This window comes from Achromobacter sp. ACM03, assembly GCF_014851665.1.
Classification (GTDB): Bacteria; Pseudomonadota; Gammaproteobacteria; order Burkholderiales; family Burkholderiaceae_B; genus Achromobacter; species Achromobacter aegrifaciens.
This window is the reverse complement of record NZ_JACVAD010000001.1, coordinates 520,506-538,899: the sequence shown is the minus strand read 5'-3', so window position 1 is coordinate 538,899 and position 18,394 is coordinate 520,506. Positions and strand designations below refer to the sequence as shown.

The 18,394-nt window shown below is 65.7% G+C and carries 17 protein-coding genes and 1 pseudogene; 5 read left to right on the top strand and 13 right to left on the bottom strand.

What is annotated here, in order from left to right:
* Positions 1–6 precede the first annotated feature (6 nt).
* Complete coding sequence (locus IB257_RS02410) at positions 7–1,284, bottom strand: nitrate/nitrite transporter (protein WP_054454748.1); 1,278 nt, start codon at positions 1,282–1,284, stop codon at positions 7–9.
* 234 nt (positions 1,285–1,518) lie between these two features.
* On the opposite strand from IB257_RS02410, the gene IB257_RS02405 reads away from it, so the two are divergent.
* On the top strand, positions 1,519–2,769 hold the full coding sequence (locus tag IB257_RS02405) for an NnrS family protein (RefSeq protein ID WP_192491805.1): 1,251 nt from the start codon (positions 1,519–1,521) through the stop codon (positions 2,767–2,769).
* A gap of 3 nt (positions 2,770–2,772) precedes the next feature.
* On the opposite strand, the gene IB257_RS02400 is transcribed toward IB257_RS02405, so the two are convergent.
* The 5 genes from IB257_RS02400 to IB257_RS02380 all read right to left on the bottom strand — a co-directional run bounded on the left by IB257_RS02400 (position 2,773) and on the right by IB257_RS02380 (position 5,812).
* Complete coding sequence (locus tag IB257_RS02400) at positions 2,773–3,603, bottom strand: hypothetical protein (RefSeq protein ID WP_192491804.1); 831 nt, start codon at positions 3,601–3,603, stop codon at positions 2,773–2,775.
* Between the two features lie 61 nt (positions 3,604–3,664).
* Positions 3,665–3,871, bottom strand: coding sequence for a hypothetical protein (locus IB257_RS02395; protein ID WP_125470364.1), 207 nt, complete (start codon positions 3,869–3,871; stop codon positions 3,665–3,667).
* Between the two features lie 84 nt (positions 3,872–3,955).
* On the bottom strand, positions 3,956–4,222 hold the full coding sequence (locus tag IB257_RS02390) for a hypothetical protein (RefSeq protein ID WP_192491803.1): 267 nt from the start codon (positions 4,220–4,222) through the stop codon (positions 3,956–3,958).
* 40 nt (positions 4,223–4,262) lie between these two features.
* Complete coding sequence (locus tag IB257_RS02385) at positions 4,263–5,345, bottom strand: flavodoxin family protein (protein ID WP_054454755.1); 1,083 nt, start codon at positions 5,343–5,345, stop codon at positions 4,263–4,265.
* Complete coding sequence (locus IB257_RS02380) at positions 5,342–5,812, bottom strand: low affinity iron permease family protein (protein ID WP_082401036.1); 471 nt, start codon at positions 5,810–5,812, stop codon at positions 5,342–5,344. The genes IB257_RS02385 and IB257_RS02380 overlap by 4 nt, the downstream gene beginning before the upstream one ends.
* Positions 5,813–5,928: 116 nt before the next feature.
* On the opposite strand from IB257_RS02380, the gene IB257_RS02375 reads away from it, so the two are divergent.
* Positions 5,929–7,014: a calcium:proton antiporter gene (locus IB257_RS02375; protein ID WP_054454757.1), complete on the top strand. Its 1,086-nt coding sequence runs from the start codon at positions 5,929–5,931 to the stop codon at positions 7,012–7,014.
* 22 nt (positions 7,015–7,036) lie between these two features.
* Here IB257_RS02375 and IB257_RS02370 read toward each other — a convergent pair.
* The 7 genes and pseudogenes from IB257_RS02370 to IB257_RS02340 form a co-directional block, all read right to left on the bottom strand.
* A pseudogene (locus IB257_RS02370) lies at positions 7,037–7,810 on the bottom strand (FAD-dependent monooxygenase); the annotation flags it as partial.
* Between the two features lie 106 nt (positions 7,811–7,916).
* The gene (locus IB257_RS02365; RefSeq protein ID WP_192491802.1) at positions 7,917–9,788 is read right to left on the bottom strand and encodes a PepSY domain-containing protein; all 1,872 of its coding nucleotides are present in this window, start codon (positions 9,786–9,788) and stop codon (positions 7,917–7,919) included.
* 70 nt (positions 9,789–9,858) lie between these two features.
* Positions 9,859–12,333, bottom strand: coding sequence for a TonB-dependent siderophore receptor (locus tag IB257_RS02360; protein ID WP_192327593.1), 2,475 nt, complete (start codon positions 12,331–12,333; stop codon positions 9,859–9,861).
* Between the two features lie 120 nt (positions 12,334–12,453).
* Positions 12,454–13,506 (bottom strand): FecR family protein, encoded by a 1,053-nt coding sequence (locus IB257_RS02355; protein ID WP_192327590.1) that lies wholly within the window; start codon positions 13,504–13,506, stop codon positions 12,454–12,456.
* Positions 13,503–14,171 (bottom strand): RNA polymerase sigma factor, encoded by a 669-nt coding sequence (locus tag IB257_RS02350; RefSeq protein WP_192491801.1) that lies wholly within the window; start codon positions 14,169–14,171, stop codon positions 13,503–13,505. Before IB257_RS02350 ends, IB257_RS02355 begins: the two co-directional genes overlap by 4 nt.
* A 99-nt stretch (positions 14,172–14,270) precedes the next feature.
* Entirely contained in the window at positions 14,271–14,750 is a 480-nt protein-coding gene (locus IB257_RS02345; RefSeq protein ID WP_225588720.1) for a YMGG-like glycine zipper-containing protein, read from the bottom strand.
* A 103-nt stretch (positions 14,751–14,853) separates the two neighbouring features.
* On the bottom strand, positions 14,854–15,699 hold the full coding sequence (locus IB257_RS02340) for a DUF4189 domain-containing protein (RefSeq protein WP_054454772.1): 846 nt from the start codon (positions 15,697–15,699) through the stop codon (positions 14,854–14,856).
* Positions 15,700–16,069: 370 nt separating this feature from the next.
* Between IB257_RS02340 and IB257_RS02335 the strand changes: the two genes are divergently transcribed.
* The 3 genes from IB257_RS02335 to IB257_RS02325 all read left to right on the top strand — a co-directional run bounded on the left by IB257_RS02335 (position 16,070) and on the right by IB257_RS02325 (position 18,320).
* Positions 16,070–16,633, top strand: a complete 564-nt coding sequence (locus IB257_RS02335; protein WP_054454773.1) for a hypothetical protein — start codon at positions 16,070–16,072, stop codon at positions 16,631–16,633.
* A 14-nt stretch (positions 16,634–16,647) separates the two neighbouring features.
* Positions 16,648–17,421 (top strand): hypothetical protein, encoded by a 774-nt coding sequence (locus tag IB257_RS02330; RefSeq protein WP_192491800.1) that lies wholly within the window; start codon positions 16,648–16,650, stop codon positions 17,419–17,421.
* 221 nt (positions 17,422–17,642) lie between these two features.
* Complete coding sequence (locus IB257_RS02325) at positions 17,643–18,320, top strand: N-acetylmuramoyl-L-alanine amidase (protein ID WP_054454776.1); 678 nt, start codon at positions 17,643–17,645, stop codon at positions 18,318–18,320.
* The last annotated feature ends 74 nt before the right edge of the window (positions 18,321–18,394 follow it).

The following is an 18,394-nucleotide window of genomic DNA, read 5'->3' as shown; positions in this document are numbered from 1 at the left end:
ATACTCTCAGGAGGTGGTGGAGGGAGAGGCGGCGTGTTGCCGGGCAATGGCCGCGCTTTCCGGCCGGAAACTGAAGTGCATGAAGATGAGGGAGACGCAGACGGTGCCGTACAGCAGCATGAAGGCGCTGGAGCGGACGCCCGTCAGGTCGAGCAGGATCCCGAACATGATCGGCAGCACAAAGCCGCCCAGCCCGCCGGCCAGGCCGACGATGCCGGAAACGGCGCCGATGTTTTCGCCGAACTCGTCCGAGATGAACTTGAAGACCGAGGCCTTGCCGATGGCCATGGCGATGCCGACCACGAACAGCAGCACGGTGAAGGTGACCGGCCCCAGCGCGATGCCGAAGCTGCGCGGACCGTTGGCCGTCACGATGGTGAATTCCGTCTGCGGATAGCTCAGCAGGAAGAACGCCACCCAGCACACCCACATCACCCACCAGGTGGTCTTGTAGGCGCCGTAGCGGTCCGAGATCCAGCCGCCGACGGCGCGCAGCACGCCCCCGGGCAGGGAGAAGCAGGCTGCCAGCAGCGCCGCCAGCTTCATGTCGAAGCCGTATTCGCCGATGTAGTACTTGGTCATCCACAGCGCCAGCGCCACGTAGCCGCCGAACACCACCGAGTAGTACTGGCAATAGCGCCAGACGCGCGGGTCCTTCAGCATGGCCATCTGGGCCGACAGGCTGGCGCCGCTCTTGACGCGGTGCGCGGGGTCGGAAGAAGAGAACAGCCAGAACAGGATGGCCGTGACCAGGAGCGCCACGGCATAGACCTGGGGCACGATGACCCAGGCGCCGCCCGCCGCCGCGATCAGGGCGGGGGCCACGAACTTGGTGATGGCCGAGCCCGAGTTGCCGGCGCCGAACACGCCCATCGCCAGGCCCTGCTTGTTGCGCGGGAACCAGCGCGCCACGTAGGGCGTGCCGACCGAGAACGAGCCGCCAGTCAGGCCGACGAACAGCGCCAGCACCAGGAACTGCCAGTACTCGGTGGCGTAGGACAGCAGCCAGATCGGCACCACCGCAAGCAGCATCAGGATGAAGAACACCGGCCGGCCGCCGTAGCGGTCCGTCCAGATGCCCAGCGGCACCCGCACCAGCGAACCGGTCAGCACCGGCATGGCGGCCAGCAGGCCGAACTCGGTTTCGGACAGGCCCAGTTGCTGCTTGATGGGAATGCCCAGCACCGCAAAGATCATCCACACCGCGAAACAGATGGTGAAGGCGAATGTGCTTGAAATCAGGACCCGCATCGGCGCGCCGGCGGAAGGTTGACTTGCTGCCATGGTTACTCTCGCTTTACTCACGAAGACATGTGGCTAGCCTAGGCATGGCGGGCCTTGCGGACCATTCGCCAGCTGACCAGAAGCCCCTTGCCGATGTGACTAGTCACCCCTTTCCTGGCGGCCCGGCTTGCGCTGGATCAAGCGGCCGCGCTGGCGGCAACGCGCGGGAGGCATTAATATGCATTTCAAATACACCTTTAAACGCGAAGCCGAAACGGCGCCGCGACTGCCTTCATGAGCACGCTGCTTAGCATCGAAGAACCCGCCGCTGCCCCTCCCCGTCCGCGGCCCCAATGGCGCGCCTTCACGGAAATGGGCTTCCGGCCGCTCTACCTGGCCGGCTGCTTCTGGGCGCTGGCGTCCGTGCTGCTATGGGTGCATGCGCCGGCACGCCTCACGGGCGTGTTGAACGGCATGTTCTGGCACGCGCACGAGATGCTGTGGGGCTTCGTCGCCACCATCGCGGTGGGCTTCCTGCTGACGGCGGGCGCCAATTGGACCGGCAAGAACCCCTTGCGCGGCACGCCCCTGGCCATTTTGTGCGCGGTGTGGATCGTGGCGCGCGCGGGCTATCTCGTACCCGGACGTCCGGCCTTCGTGGTGGCTGCGGCGGCGGACCTGCTGTTCTTCCTGTGGGCCGCGGGCGCGCTGGGCCGCGCCGTCGCCGTCACGCGCAACCAGCGCAACTACGGCATACCCTTCCTGCTGCTGGGCCTTGCCGCCACCAACGCGCTCTACCTCTGGGCCTCGGTCCAGGGCGACTACTATGCGCTGATGCGCTACTTCAATGCCGGATTGCTGTGCATGGCGGTGCTGACGCTGCTGATCGCGCGCCGGGTCATCCCCTTCTTCGCCAAGCGCGCCGTGGCGGGACTGGACATCCCGCCGCACACCCGCAGCGGCCACTGGCAGCTGGGTACGGGCATCGTCGCCATCGCCTGCCTGCTTGCCGGCCAGCCGCAAGCTGCGGCGCTGGCGCTGGCCGCGACCGGCTTGATCGCCCTGGCGCAATGGATATCCTGGAAGCCCTGGGCGGTGCGCAAGGTGCCGCTGTTGTGGATCCTGTATGCGGGGTATTGCGGCCTGGGCATCGGCCTGCTGGCAGGCGCGGCGCAATTGGCCGGCTATGTGCTGCGGCCCGCCTGGCCCGCCCACGTGATCGGCGTGGCCGGATTCTCGGCGCTGATCCTGGGCATGGTCACGCGCACCGCGCTCGGTCACCTGGGCCGGCCGCTGCAGACCGACCGCAGCATGGTGTTGAGCTATGCGCTGATGATTCTGGCGGCCCTGCTGCGCCTGGCCGCCCTGCTCCCGACCGCCGCCACCATCGGCTTCCTGCATGCCTCGGCGACCGCCTGGGCGCTGGCCTTCGCGCTATACCTGTGGCGCTTCTTCCCGATGATGATCCGGCCGCGGGCCGATGCGGGCAAGACGGCCGCGCCGGTGATGAAGGTGGTGCCGGTCGCTCGGCGTCCGGCCGCCTGAGCCTCAGCCGCGCCCCTCGCGCCGGCGTGTGGCCGCCAGCTGCTGCTTCATGGCCTTGAGCCAGGCCTTGACCTGCTGCATGTCGACGAACTGCGACAGCTCGAATTCGAGTTCGCCTATGTATTCCTCGGCATCGGCGATCTCCGCGTCCAGGTCTTCCATCAGTTCGGAAGGGTCTATAGATTGCGCGGGATCGAAATGGTATTTGGCCTTGAAGCCGTCTTCCGCGGCTGCGATTTCGCCGGCCAGCTTGGCGAGCTGCGCGTCCAGTGCCTGGATGTACTGCGCGTAGCGTTCCTCATCGACGCCAGCCAGACGATCGGGACCGGCAGCGGCCAAGGCTTCGATTTCCGCCAGCGTTTCGGGCGCGGGTGCGGGACTATCGCCCGCCGCCTGGGTCAGCAGCGCTGCGGCATCGTCCTCGTCCTGTCCGTCTTCCACGCCGGCGTCGTAGTCCGAGCCGGCATGCTTGAGATACAAGGCCTTCAGCCTGTCCGTGTCGCACTCGGCCGGCGTGCCATCCAGCACGATGGCGTCCAGCGTTTCCTGTGCCAGCTGCGCAGCGATCTCCGACGCCAGGGCGCGTTCCGCCTTGGTCAGTTCCTTCTGCTTGCAGGCATGGTCGAAGCAGGCCACCAGCTTGGCCTTCAGTTCGACCTCGACCGTCTCCAGCGGCGCCAGCACGTCTTCGTATTTCTTCTGGTATTCCGGCAGCACGGCCTGCCAGCCGCGCAGGCGGGCGCGCTGCGCTTCGAGCGTGCGCACGAGCGACTCGAATCTCTGACGTTGCGGCGTTCCGGATGCCGGCTGCGCGGCGGACGTGTTTTCTTGCATGGAGGGAACCTGGGCAGGCGGCGCCATAGGCGCCTTGAAATGATCGGAGCGCCATTTTAGGTTACCTGTCCGCCGAACCCTCGGCGGCGTTGTCCTTGGACGTCGTGTCGGCGGGCTCGATGTCCTCGTCGGGCACCTCATCGCCTTGAGCGCTGTCGTTGGCGTCATCCGGATTCTGCGCCGGCGGCCGATGGGCTGGGGTCCCGGGCGGCGGCACGGACGCCATCGTTATCGGATGCAAAGCCAACTCGAATTGGATCTGGGGCATCGCAGCACCTATCAGGAAGTGCGGCGAAATCCGCCGCAGCCCGGTATCAGCAAGCGCCATGCCACAACGCCCGCGCAAGAGGCGTCAGAACCGTGGATTCTTGCCGAACGGCACTTCCGTGTCTGTCGGCTTCTCGAACGACGCGGTATCCCCGTTCAAGTCCGCGACGTGGATCTGGGCCAGCCGCGTCGCCTCGTCTATCGCAACCTGGGCCGAGGCGAAGCGCTCCTCGACGGCTATCCGCTCCTGCGGCGCTCCCGCCTCCGGCGGCACCAGCACATAAGCGATGCTCCAGCTGCCCTGATGCTCAACCGGACGCTCGAGCTCGAAATCCCAACTGGCGTGTTCCATAGGGGCCTCCTGTCGAATCCTCCCTTCATGCTACTGCGGTTTACTTCGGCCTGGGATCACGGATGCCCTGATCCAGTCCCTCGAATTCGCCGCGCCGCAGGCGCGGCAGGAAATTGGCCATGGCCTGCGCCACGTTGCGCACTTCCTGCTGCACCGCCTGGTCCTGGTCCAAGTCGTCGTGGCTGGTGGCATACGGGCGGTAATAGCTGATGTAGCGGTCCAGCCGCGACGCCGCGCCCGCGTCCATCAGCCCCATCCAGTCCAGCCAATCGGCCAACCCGCGCCGCTGCGCCTCGACGCCGGCCACGTCTCCATGCACCACCAGGCCGTAGGCGCGGCCGGCCAGATGCTTGGGGTATGGCCAACCGGCAAGCTCGACCTGTTTGGCTTTGAGCGGATCCTTGCCGCCAGTCAGCGTGGGATCGGGATTGCCGCCGTCGGCGCACACCAGCCTGTCTATCATCAGCTTCAAGGGGCTGGGCGATTGGTACCAGTACGTGGGCGCCACCAGGATCACGCCATGTGCCGCGACCCATTGCTCGTAGATCCCGGCCATGGCGTCGTTGGACTGTCCCAGCGAGTGGTTCGGATAGCAGCTGCATGGCCAATGGCACAGGGGCATCGCGGTCGACACGCAGCCCTTGCAGGGATGGATGCGGTACTCATATTCGGAAACCAGGCGGCTGAGATCCAACAGGTCCGTCTGCACGCCGGCCGTCTGCAGCTCATCCAGGACGAGGCGCGCCAGCCGCCAGCTTTTGGAGACCTCCCCGGGACAGGTGCCGTCATTGCGCGCGGCGCCGACGATCACCAGGACGCGAGACGGGGTGTCCGGATCGCGCTGAACTGCCTCCGCGCGCTCCAGGCGGTCGCGCGTTTCCTTCCACTCCTGGGAAAGATCGTAATCGGGATCGGCGTAGCCCTGGCCGGCTTTCACCGTGACAGGCGCCTTGCGCCCTGCTTCGTAGCCTTCCCAGGCAATCGCTTCCAGGCGCTCCAGCGCGTCGCGCTCGGCCTCGAACGCTGGATCGTAAAAGCGCCGCATGAAGCGCAGGCGGAATTCTTCCCGCGCTAGCGGGCCGTCGTATTGGCCCTTGCGGACCGTTGGCTTGATTCCGATCATGGCTGCCTCCTTTTGCGGGCGCGGCGGCGGCGTTCCTGCCTGGCGCGAGCGGTACAGGCCGCGGCCAGGGCGAGCAGCTTGTCTTCGTCCAGGCGCTCCGCGTCGACCAGCCCTTCGTCCGCGCCCTCCAGCGCAATAAGCAATTCATCGAGTTTGAGGTGCAACGCCTCGCTGTCCTTGTTCTGGCTTTGTTGAATCAGGAACACCATCAGGAACGTGACTATGGTGGTGCCGGTATTGATCACCAATTGCCACACTTCGGAATAGCCGAACGCAGGACCGGAGGCCCCCCACAGCACAACAGTGATGACCGCCAATCCGAAGGCGATGGGCGACCCCACCCACTTGGTCACATGCGCGGCAAAATGATCAAAGAAGCGCGCTACCGGATGGTCAGCACCGCCCGCGTCGGGTGCAGCCGAACGCTTCGGCGCCGGACGCCGCCTGGGTACGCGAGTGTTGAGCATGCTGGCCCCCTTGCTCCACGGGACATCCTGTTCAGCAAGTTCCGTGCCCGCCTCCGGCCAGGGAAAGAATACATGCGGCGTGCTAGGCTGACAGGATTGCGGCCGGCGGAGCCCAGATGAAATCCATTCTGCAGTCCGAAAAGCTCCTGTTGCTGGCCTGCGCGCTGGCCGCCGCCGGATACCTGGCCGATTCCGGCGCAAGCGGTTACGGCCGCCTTGCCAGCCTGGTCGAGACTGCCGTTTTGATCACCGCCATCCTGGCCGCTTCGCTGAGCGTCGCCCGCCACGCCGAGCGTGTCGCGCAGAAGCTTGGCGACCCTTACGGCAGCATGATCCTGACGCTATCCGCCGTGCTGGTCGAGGTCATCGTGCTGGCAATCGTGTCCACCAAGGCCCACTCACCCACGCTGGTGCGCGACAGTATCTATTCGGCCGTCATGCTGGACATCAACGGCATCCTGGGCGTAGCCGCCCTGATCGGCGGTTTCAAGCACGGCGAGCAGGCATACAACGACGATTCCGCCCGAACTTACAGCGTGATGATCCTGACCGCGGTTACGGTCTCGATGATCATTCCCGAGTTCATTCCGCAGTCGCGCTGGCGCGCGTATAGCAGTTTCACGATTGCGGCCATGCTGCTCCTGTACGGCGTGTTCCTGCGCATGCAGACCGGCCCGCACAGCTACTTCTTCAGCTACAGCTATCCGGACAAGAAAACCCGCAGGCCCCTGCCAACCTCAGGCTACCCAACCCGAGGCCAATCGGCGGCGGTCATGGCGATCGGCATCATTGCCGTGGGCGCGCTTGCCGAACTGATGTCCCATTCCCTCGATCGCAGCCTGGAAGGCATCGAAGTGCCTCCTGGCTTGGTGGCACTGATCGTGGCCGGCATTTCCGCCGCGCCGGAAATGCTGACCGCATTGCGCGCGGCGCTCGCGAACCGGATGCAATCGGTGGTCAATATCGCGCTTGGCGCTTCGTTGTCCACGGTGATACTGACCGTGCCGGCGATGGAGGCCCTGGCCTTGATCACAGGTCAGCGCATCGTCATGGCCATGACGCCGGCGCAGACATTGATGATGCTCGTCACCCTGCTGGTGGCGGCAATCAACCTCAATGACGGCCAGACCAACGCGATCGAGGGCATGACCCATTTCATCCTGTTTGGCACCTTCCTCATGCTGCTGGGACTGGGCTTGTAGCGTTCTGACCCGGCTCAGGCGTTCAGATGCGGGCCAGGCGGCCGAATCCGGCGCCGTGAACGGGCGCGCTGCTCCCGAGTCCGGGCATAGGCAATTCTTGGGCCCAACCCGCCGCCAGGGCTTGCGCAACATGCACGGGATCTGCCGTCTTGGCGTGCTCGTTGCGGATGCGGCAGGTCTGCGGGTCCGTGGCGAACAGGCCGCGCGCAGATACCCGCGCCTGTTCGATCAACTGCGTGGTCTTGGGAATGCGTATCTGCGCAAATTCACTCAGAGCCGCCGCTAGGCCCGCGTCCGGGCCGTTCAGGCATCGGGCCAGGTGCCAGGCATCCTCCAGCGCCTGGCACGCGCCCTGCCCCGAGGTCGGCAGGGGCGCGTGCGCGGCGTCGCCCACCAACAGCACGTTGCCCCGGCTCCAGCTTGTCAGGGGATCGAGGTCGTGCACGGCGATCAGGCGGATGGCGTGCGCCGGCGTCGCGCGGATGATGCGCGCGACAGGGTCGGGCCATTTCCCGAACAACGCCTCGACCTCCTGGCGCAGGTCCGCCGCAGGCCCGGCCGCGGACAAGGGCCGCGCCTGCGCGCCCGCCCAGTGGACCAGGCCCGGCCGCACCGCCACGGCGCCAAAGCGCTCGCCCGCGCCCCAATAGTCCTGGATGGCGATTTCGTCGACCAGCACACCGTCCGCCTGCGCCACCCCTATCCAATTCACGAAGCCCTGATAAACCGGCGCGTTGTCTCCCGCGACGAATCGGCGCGCCACCGAATCCATGCGGCCATCGGCGCCGATGATCACGGCGCGGGTTCGGGCGCTGCTGGAACTGATGCAGGCGCGGCTGGGTGCGATGGGCCGCCGTTCCTGACGTTTCCCATCGGTAGCCAACGGATAGCGCAACCCGCCCTTATGGGCGCAGACCGAGTACCAACGCGCCAGACGCCAGGCTGGCCACCGCGATCAGCGCCCAAGCACGTTGCGCGCTGCGGGCGCCGAACACGCCTACGCCGATCGCCGTGTATACGACAAAGCTCAAAAGCGTTCCGCCGAGCACGCCGGCAGCCGGCGAGACGCCGGCCCTGGCAGGCCACGCCAGCGCCAGGACCGACATCGCCAGGGCGGATAACAGGTAGCCGCCCGCTGCCGCAGCCATCACGCGGCTCGCGATTCCCCAGCGATAAACTGCATCATCGTGGCTGGCAGGAGGCGCTTTGCGCGACGACGGCGCGGCGACCGCCGGCACGGCCTTCCAGCGCCGCCCCAGCGCATGAGCCATGCAGGCCAGCAGCAGGCCAAACCCGAGCGCAGTGATCTCCACTGCCGCCTGCGGCCATTCTCCGCGGGCTGCATAGATCCATGCATGCCGGCCCGTCGTCACCCAGTTCAATATCGGCAGCCCCAGGCAGAGCACGGCAGCCGCAGCCAGTTGCTCGATCCATGCGCTGCGCGGCGCGCGCAACAGCGCATGGACCAGGGTCGCGGCCCACACGGCGAAGAAAATGCGGATCTCCCAGGCGCTGCGTTCCGGCCAGGCGGCGGGGATCAGGCGGTTGCCGTAAAAGTAGGCGATGCTTGCCACGGCGACGCCCGCCAGCGCCGCCACGTTCAATGCCTCCACGCAACGGTAGACCCGCGCCGTGCCCCTCCCGAATTCATGCTCGCTCTTCTTGCGCCGCTTGATGGAGTACAGCAGCGTGCCGATGGCGATCATGGCGGTTCCCATCAGGCCGCTGAAGAAATACAGCCACTTGATGGTCCATCCGCCAAAGTCTGCCTTGTGCAGGGTTTCGATCGTCTCATGGACCTGCTTTGCTTCAAACCCCTCGTGATGAGCGGGCACGACCTGCAAGACCGCTCCGCTCGCGCCATCGAACACGACGCGGCTGGCATCTGTGAGCAGGCGCGGGGCGGCGCCGGCCAGGGGCTTGCGCCCGGACACCAGGACGATGCCGCGCGCATCGCCGGGACGCTCTATCGTGAGGCGCGCCGCTTCCTGCCCGGTCAGTTCGCGCGCGCGCGACAGCAACGGGTATAGATCCGGAACCCCGTCCAAACCCGGCCCCGCGATGCGCGGCACAGGCTGCGCTGGCGCGAGCTCGGCCTGGTAACGGCAATAGGCGCCGGCGTCTCCGCCATACGCCGCATGCAGCGGCCAGGGCATGTAACTGGTGTAGAAGAACGCCAGGCCCGTGTAGCCGATCATGAAGAGGAACGGCAGCGTCAGCACCGCCGTGGCGTTGTGCGCGTCCAGCCAGCTGCGCAGTCCCTTGCCCGGACGAAAAGTGAAAAAGTCCTTGAAGATGCGCTTGTGCACCACCACACCGGAGACCAGCGCGACCAGCATGCACATGGATATCCAGCCCACCAGCCAGTAGCCCGGCAAGCCGCCGTGCAAGGTGTAGTGGAAGGACATGAAATGCCGGCCGCCCTCGGTCTCGCGGATCTGGGGCGGCGGCTGCACTGCGCCCGTGCGCGAGTCCAGCCAGATCTCTTGGCGTGCGCCGTCGTCGGTGCGCCAGGAAAGTTGCGCCGGCCAGCCGGGCCGGACCGGCAGGGAGATGTCCCAGGCGGAAGCCGCCGCCGCGCGGGACGACAGCTCCTGCGTGGCGCGCGGCAGCCACTGCCGGGCGTCCACGGCCGCGGCAGCGGGATCGGCCGGCGGCCCTGCTTCCATCCAGCGCGTGATGGGTTCCCGGAACACGCTGAGCGTGCCGGTCAGGAAGATCGCGCACAGTAGCCAGCCGCAGGTCAGGCCGCACCAGGTGTGCAGCCATGACATGCTTTGGCGAAATCCCCCTTTCACAACTGGGTCCGCAGGCCGCCGTGATCATCGGCCGACACGCGGCCGGTCACAGCGTACCCCGCAAGGTCAGCATCACGTTGCGAGGCTCGCCGTAGTGGTTGCCGCGCCGGATCTGGCTGACCATGCCGTAGTAGTCCTTGTCGAACACGTTCGCCACGTTCAGGCTGGCGGACCAGTGCTTGTTGATGCGATAGCCCGCGCGCAGGTCCCACACCGCGCGGCCGGGCGCGCCCATCCGCACCGACATGTCGTCATAGGCCTTGTACGAGTAGCCGCTTTGCGCCGACACGCCGCCGCCGACGCTGAAGGCGTTCCAGCGCCCCGGCAGCTGGTACGTGGTGGACAGGCGGAACAGATGGCGCGGGGTTTCCGCGCTGATCGTCTCGCCTTCGTCGTCGCGGCTGGTGACGTAGGTGTAGCCGGCCATCACTTGCCAACCCGGCGACAGTTCCCCGCTGGCTTCCAGTTCAAAGCCCTTGCTGCGCAGCGTCCCGCCGTTGCGATAGCAATTGGGCGAGGCCAGCGAACCCGGGCAGTTTCCGGGGGCAGACAAGTCCTCCACTGCGATGCCGGACTTCTTCACGGTGAATACCGCTGCGGATAGGTTCAAGCGTCCGTCGTAGAGTTCGCCCTTCACCCCCGCCTCGTAGTTGGCGCCGATGGACGGGTCCAGTGGCTTGCCCGAAGACGTTACGTAGGTGCTCTGCGGCTGGTAGGTGTCCGCATAACTGGTGTAGACCGACCATTGCTGGTCCAGGTCGTAGACCAGTCCGGCATAGGGCGTGAATTCATGCTTCTGCTCATAGTCCCGGGTTCTCGCGCCCGTCAGACCATCGTCGGACCGGTACTTCAGCCAGCTGAACTTGCCTCCCAGCAGCAAATGCAACGGGTCCGCCAATTGCAGGCGCATGCTGCCGTACAGGCTGGTCTGCTCCAAACGCGACGTTTCCTTGCTGCCCCACGCTGGACGCGTGGGCTCAGGAATGGAGGAATGGTCCGGGTCGTACACGTTGATGGGCGAGTCGCTGTCCAGATTCGCCGACTTCTGGTTGACGCGCTGGCGCGACCAGCTGGTGCCAAGCAGAATCTGGTGCGTGCCGCCCAGCGCCTGGAAACTGCCCGTGGTGTTCAGATCGATGCCATCGCTTTTCACGCTCGCATTGTTGAAATAGATGGTATAGAAGCTGGAACCCACGCCGGTCGCCCGATCCACGCCGCCGACCGGAATGGCCACGCGCTGGTCCAGGTCGACCTCGGTGTGATTGAGCGACAGGCGCACTTTCCAGTCCTTGTCGAGCCGGTGCTCGGCTTCGGCGAACACTTCGTTCACCTGGCCCTTCTGCCGGTTCCAATCCTGGATCAGCGAGGTCGAGCGCGAAACGTCCAGCGCGCCGCCGTCGGTATAGCGCGGCAGGCCGAACAACCAATAGCCGTCCGTATCGGTGGCCTGGTGGCGCGCCCCGAACGTCAGCGTCGTGTCGCGCCCGAGATCGGCGTCGATCACGCCGTAGACCAGGGGCGATTTCGACTTCGTGCCATCGTAGAAGTAATGGCGATCCTGATAGGCAGTCACCAGGCGGCCGCGCACCGTGCCGGACTCGTTGAGCGGGCCGCCGCCATCGAGTTCCATGCGGTAGTTGTCCCAGGATCCCACCGTGGTGGAGCCCTCGAAATGGCCTTCGCCGCGCGGACGCTTGCGCACCATGTTGATCGCGCCGCTGGGATCCGCCGAGCCCAGCATCAAGCCGGCCGCGCCGCGCAGCACTTCCACACGATCGAAGACAGCGGTGTCGATGGGCAGCCAGCCCACCGGGGCATAGACCACGCCGGCCACGCCGTCGACCAGGTAATTGCTGTCGTCCACCGTGAAGCCGCGGATCGAGAACTTGTGGTTGCCGAAGTTTCTTGCCGTCTTGGTCACGCCGGTGGTCTGCGCCAGCGCCTCGTCCAGCGTGGTCAGGTTCTTGTCGTCCAGCAGCTGGCGCGTGAGCACGCTGACCGATTGCGGCGTCTCCTTGACCGACTGTGTCATCTTGCTGATCGTGATGGCATCGCTCGTGTATGAGCCGGTTCCTTCGGTGGTGGGATTGCCCACGCCGCTGCCGGTGACTGTCACCGACTGCAGCGTGACAGCATCGCCCGAGGCTTGCCCGACCACCGTCAAGGTGTACACATTCGGCCTGGCGCTGTTCACACGCACGTTGCTACCGGACAGCAACTGGTCCAGCGCTTCCCGCGGCGTGTAACGGCCGTTGACCGCTGGCGAGCGTTTGCCCGCCACCACGGCCTCGTCGAACAGCACCTGATGCCGGGACTGCTCCGAAAACATCCTCAAGGCATGCTCCAGCGGCTGAGCCGGAATGCTGAAATCCACCTGCGACGCTTGCGGCTGCGCATGCACCGCAGCGGGCCATGCCAGCGCAGCCAGCGCGCCCGCCACCATTGCCGGCATCGCCCTGAGCTGCATGCCCGTCGTCAACGCGCCGCCAACAAGCGCGCCCTTCAACAATCCCCGTCCCATTCCCGCTCCATCGTTGTTGGCCGCTACCGGCCTTGCGGGAGTAAACGGATTCCGGGGCGGGATTGGGAACCCGCACACCACATGCGAATAAAAATAATTTTCAGGCAGGCGCCTGGACGCTCAGCGATCCAGGATCAGGTAGCCGCCGTCGGGCGCGCGCTTGACCTGCACCGGGAGCAGATCCGGCAAGGCTTCCAGGAATGCGGCGGGCGCATTGGTCGCGGCAAAGCCCGAGACCGGCAGGGACTTCAGGCCCGGGCTGGCCAGCGCCACCGGCTTGCCCAGGTACTGCGCGACTTCCTGGACCACTTCGCCCAGCGGCGTGCGCCGGTACACCAGACGGCCATTGCGCCACCCGCCCACGCCGTCCGGCACCGCTGCCACTGCCTGATAGGTGGCGTTTCGCGCATCCACGGTCACGCCTTGCTCGGCGTTCAGCGACAATTCCGGCGTGGCCTTGTCGCGATCGGGCTGCACACGCACACGGCCGTGCGACACCTTGACGACGACCTGATCCGGGGTGTTGCGCACATTGAAGGCCGTGCCCACCACGGTGATCCGGCTTTGCCGTGCATCGACGGTGAACGGACGGCTGGTATCCGGCGCCACGTCAAAGAACCCTTCGCCCTGGTTCAGCACCAGCTCGCGGCGCCGCGGGTAGTAGCGGACCTCCAGCGTGCTGCCGAAATTCAGCGCGACATGGGAGCCGTCGGGCAGGTCCAGCTGACGCACCTCTCCCGCCGCCGTGTTCACGCTCAACACATAACCGGGCGTGTTGTCCCAGCGATACCAACCGTAGCCGCCGCCCACGACCAGCGCCGCACAGGCGGCGGCGAAGGTCTTCGAAAAGACGGGTTGCCCCAGCAGCGCGCCCCAGAAACGCGGCTGGGTGGAGGCCTTCCGCGAGGCGCGTCGCGGCAAGCGCGGGGATGGACGGCTGGCCGCCTGCGCGTCGCGGGCCAAGACGGGGCGAGGCGCCTGCGACAGGTCATCCCAGGTTCGCGATACCCGCGAATAGGCCTGCCGATGCGCGGGCTGGGCGGCCAGCCAGGCATGCAATTCCTGTTCATCAGCGTCCGACCAGCTGGCGTCCTGGCGACGCACCAGCCATTCAGCCGCCGCTTCGTGCAAGGCGAGCGTGTCCGGCGAGGCAGAGGAAGACGGTTCGGTCATGACGAGGCGGAGTCGCTATTGTTGTTCTTGTCCAGGCCGGCGTCATCGCCAGCGGGCCGATGCAATTGCTGCATCTGGGCAACCGTAGCATAGTGCACGCGGACCTCGCAGTAAGCGATTGCCCGCGCCAGATGCTTGACCACCATGCGCCGCGATATCTGCATGCGGGCGGCGACTTCGTCCTGTGTCAATCCATCGAAACGGCTCAGCACAAAGGCTTCGCGCTGGCGTTCGGGGAGTTCCTGCAAGGCCTCGCCCAGGCGCGCCAACCGTTGCTGATGCGCGGCAGCGCGCATGGGACATGAAGCATCGCCCGCCGCCAGGGCCCCCACGCCCTCTTCTGCTTCATCGAGCGACACGGTCTGCAGGCGCCGCCCCGCCTTGCGCTCGCGGAATTCGTCCGCCACGCCGTTCAATACCGTCCTGCGCAGGTATGCACCCTGCTCATCGGAAGAATCCAGCGCGGGATTGGCCGCCACCCATTTGACGACGCCATCGTGCAGCGCGTCCTCGGCGCTGCCGATGCTGCCCTTGAAGCGGGCCAGGCCGCGCATGAGCGGCAAGCGCCAGCGCGCATAGGCTTTGGCGATCGCGCTGGAATTTCCGTTCTGGTCGTCGGCGGATGCGGGCGTCGTGTCGGACGCCAGCAAAGGGTTGCGGCTCATGCGGCGCGGGTCGGTTGAAAGTGGCCGGATTGTACTGAGATTTATTCTCAGTCGCAATGCAGCGCACCCCCAGCCCGTTCACCCGTCAACCCTCGCGCCTCACGGCGCCACTTGATACCCGCGCTGCTGCATGCAATTGCTATATGTAGAGGCCGCTGCCGCATTCTGTTGCGACGCTTCGGCGCGATCCTGGCGGCGGTCCTGGCGTTGCCGCGAACCGCCCACGACCATCCCTGCCGCCGCCGCGTCTTTCGCCTGGTTCTGCCGGTACTGCTGCTTGGCATCGTCGCTCATCCGGTCATAGACCTCCTCGTGCTGATTGCCGCGCACGCTGGCTGCCGCCGCACCCGCAGCCGCGCCCGCAGCGGCGCCACGGACCCGTCCGCCGGATTTAGGATCGTTCGTGCTGGTGCTGGCGCCGCTGCCTGCCAGAGCCTGGCATGCGCTGATGTCCTGCTGGGTGGTTTGGGGCGATTGCCCTTTGAGCGGGGTTACCGTCTGTGCGGTGGCGCACAGGCAGAACAAGGAAAGAAGCGTCGCGGTACAGGGGCGTATGGACTTTTTCATGAAAAACTCCATTGATTGTCGAGGAACCCTGGGTGCTTCAGTGTAGCGCTGCATTCCCGGCCGCGTTCGCCTGCAATCCTCAGCCAAAGGACTGAGGTTTCGCCGCAGGCCCCGATCAATTCGCCTTCTCGTCCTCGCCCTTGTAACCGCTGATATAAGCCCGCCCCGAGCAGCGCACGAAGGCCACGCAGGTCAGGCCGCCGCTCTTGGCGTCGCAGGTGGCGCGCGCTTCGTTGCGCGCGGCCACGGGGTCGGGATTCTTCGCGGTAAAGCTGGTGCCGCGGCCCTTGCTGCCCTTGCCCCAGGCCATGCCGACGCAGGTGTCGGTATAGGTGAGCACCGTGCGGCAGCCCACGCAATCTTCCCACTTGAGCAAGGCGTCGACGGCTTCCTTCTCGCTCGGATAGCCATCGGCATAGGTCAGCTGGCCCGAGTCCTTCTCGGCCACGGAGCCCCAATAGCCGCGCGAATCCAGCTTGGCCGACAGGGCTTCGAGCTGGGCGGGCGTGGCCGTGTCGGGCGCCTTCAGGTCGGCTTCGCTGTAGCCCGGGCCGACGCACAAGGGCATGACGGCAAGCTTGCACTTGCCGTCGGCGCTGTCGTTGGTGCAGGTGCGGATGGCCTTCTTCGCGGCAACCTCCGACGACACGCTGGCGCCCCAGAACAGGTCGCCGCGCGAATTGCGCGAGAACGCCACGCAACTGTCGGAGAATGAGGTGACGCTCTTGCAGCCCTTGCCCCCGGCCTTGTTGCACTTGGCCAGCGCGGCGTCCTGCGCTTCCTTGGTGGAGGTTTCGGGCATGACCCAATACAGCTTGGCGTGCGCTTCGTCGGTGGCCACGGCGCCGTACAGCGTGTCGGCGTGCGCCGCTGGGGCAGCCAAGCCCAGCGCCAGCGCGCCTGCGCCGGCCAATGCGGCCACGGTGGAACGGAACTGAACGAGCAATCGCGCGAGCATCATGGGTGTGCAATATCCAGTGGTTGTGGCGCCGTGCGCCTCGCGATCTGCCATCGCCAAGGCGCCCCCGGGGCGCAGAACGCGCGGATCGTAACACGTTACAGTTTGTCTTCATCGCCCCGCTTTCTCGCGTTTCCAGGTATTACGTAACCAATTTTTCAGCGGGAGAAAGCCGATGCGCCACTATTTTTTCGTTAACATTCTGCCCTCGCAGTGCAGCGTCAGACGACCGCCTGCAGGTGTACGCCGCACTGCCCAGTGCTCGGGCGCCGCGATACGACTAGTCACGAAACGAAACTAAAACAAGACAAAATCTTGCGGCCGCTGATTTATGTTCCGGCACGCCGGATCTTTGAGGGAGCTAGGGCTCAGCATGAATAAATCGCGACTCCGTTCGACCTGGTTGCTGGGCCGCGCCCTGCCGGCGGCCCTGGTCCTTGCCGCCTTGGCCGGCTGCGCGCCGATGCCCACGGGCGGCAGTTCCACGCTGCCCTCGCTGACCAACATTTTTTCGTCCGGGCTGTCGTTCTCGCCCAGCGTGAACGTGGCCAAGAACATGAAGGGCCGTCCGGTCGGCGACGCCATCACGGCGCTGGGCGAACCGTCGAAGAAGCGCGGCGTGGGCAACACGATGGAGCTCATCTGGTCGGACTACCAGACCGCGCCCTATACGGAATGGGTCTCGACCGGCACCTCCCAGCAGGTGGTGGGCATGATTCCGGCCACCTCGACCAGCGCCGCGACCCCCGTCTTCCAGAACACCAACCACGGCTATTACAACAACCGCACCAAGGTCTACGAATGCACCGTGGTGATGCGCATGCAGAACAGCGTCATCATCGACAGCCAGGTGGACGGCAATGTCTGCCCCGAATTCATCGCCGCGCTGCGCAAGTGGGCGGGCGAGCGTGAAGCCAACAACTACCGCAGCAATTAAGGCAGCGCCCCCTCTTGTCGAACAAACTCGGAGCCCGCCATTTCCTCGCGGCGACGGCTGACGCCATGCGCCAGCAGGGCCGCGCCATGCTGGCCGCGGCCCCCTGGTCGCTGGCGCTATTCATTCTGTCGCTGCCTTTCGCCTTACTGATCACCAACCTGTTTCCGTACGGGAATGGGCTGTTCATGGCGCTGGCGCTGATCAACCTGATTGCGTTGGCGCGCATGACCTGCGCCTGGCATCGCGTCGTCCAGCCGGCGGACTTGACGGACGTCGGCGCCACCCGCGGCAGCGCGGCGCAGGCCCGTCATCTGGCGTTGCTCTGCGCGCTCGTTATTGCAGGCACTGCGATGGCCCGCGCCACCGGGGACCTGCCCTATGTGATCTACATGGTGCTGGCGGGATCGAATGACGCCGTGTTCTGGAGCGTCTTGTGCGCCGCGCTGGCGCTGATCTGGGTGCCCACGCTGTACGCGCTGGCAATGTATGGACTGAGCCTGCCGCGCGCGGCGGTAGCCGGCGAGTACCGTTTCCACGCCGCGCGCGCCGCCATGCCGTACAAGCCCTGGCCGCTGATGCTGGCGCTGCTCATGTTGATCGCGGCGGCCGGCCATGCCGGCTACATCCTGGGCATGCTCGCGTACGGCTACCCGGACGTTGGACTGGCGCGGGCAGCGATGAGCGCACTGCTCTGCGTCCCGCTCGTGTTTGTGGTGGCAACGATGTATGCGGTTGCCTATCGCGATTCCTGCGAACCGGCTGCGCGGACACTCTCCAGCCGTTCTTGAGCCCGAGTGCAGGCCGTCCAACGAGGCGTGAAGCACGTCTTTTGCTCCCATGCCCTAGTCCAGATCCGACGATCGCGGATACTCGATTTGGAGTATTGCCCGGCCACGCCAGAACTGCAAAAGTCGCTGACAGCGGTTCCCGGGCCACCGCGTCGTCGATCATGATGCCGCAGGCCCCTCCCCCAAGTACTTATGAGCACGAGGAATCAGGAGGTGTCGCCATGGACCCCAAGAGTTTTCATTTCCTGCTTCCAGCGGACAAGCGCCCGTCATTCAGCCCGCTGAACGAGGAGGTACACCCCGACTTCCCCTGGCTGACCGCGAATCGCGCTCGGTCGCGCGGAGCGGACGTCTTCGCGGTCATCGACACGATCGTGATCCACGCGACGGCGGGTTATGCCACGCAGCACGCCATTGACAACTGGAAAGTCAGAAAGGCGAGCGCCCACTGGATCGTCCCGGATGAAGACGAGCCGCAGCATGGCCACTTCGTCTGGTCCGTGGTCGCCGAAGCCAAGGCGGCATTCCATGTCGGGGACGTCAACTACGCGCCGCATCTGGGCCAGGGTCCGAACGTCAACAACCGCAGCCTGGGGATCGAGATCGTCAACACCCAGGATGTCCAGAATTACAAGGACCCCTATTCGGCTTGGCAAATCGAAGCGACGGCCCGGATCATTACCTATGCCTGGAGCAAGTATCCGAACCTGAAGCATGTCATTTCGCATGCCAAGCTGGACCCGAATCGCCGGTCGGATCCCGGAATCAACTTTCCCTGGTCCAAGCTGGAGAATCTGGTGTTGTCCCATACTGCGGTAGCGCAACGGAACCCGCTTGTGTTTGCCGCCTATGCCGGCGCGCCGCGAGCCGATTATCCGGGGAACTGCTGCGGGCCCTGATCGCGAAGCCGCTCGAAGCTGACATTTCACTGACTTAAAAACGCGAATAGTTTTTATTCATATAGAATCCGGAC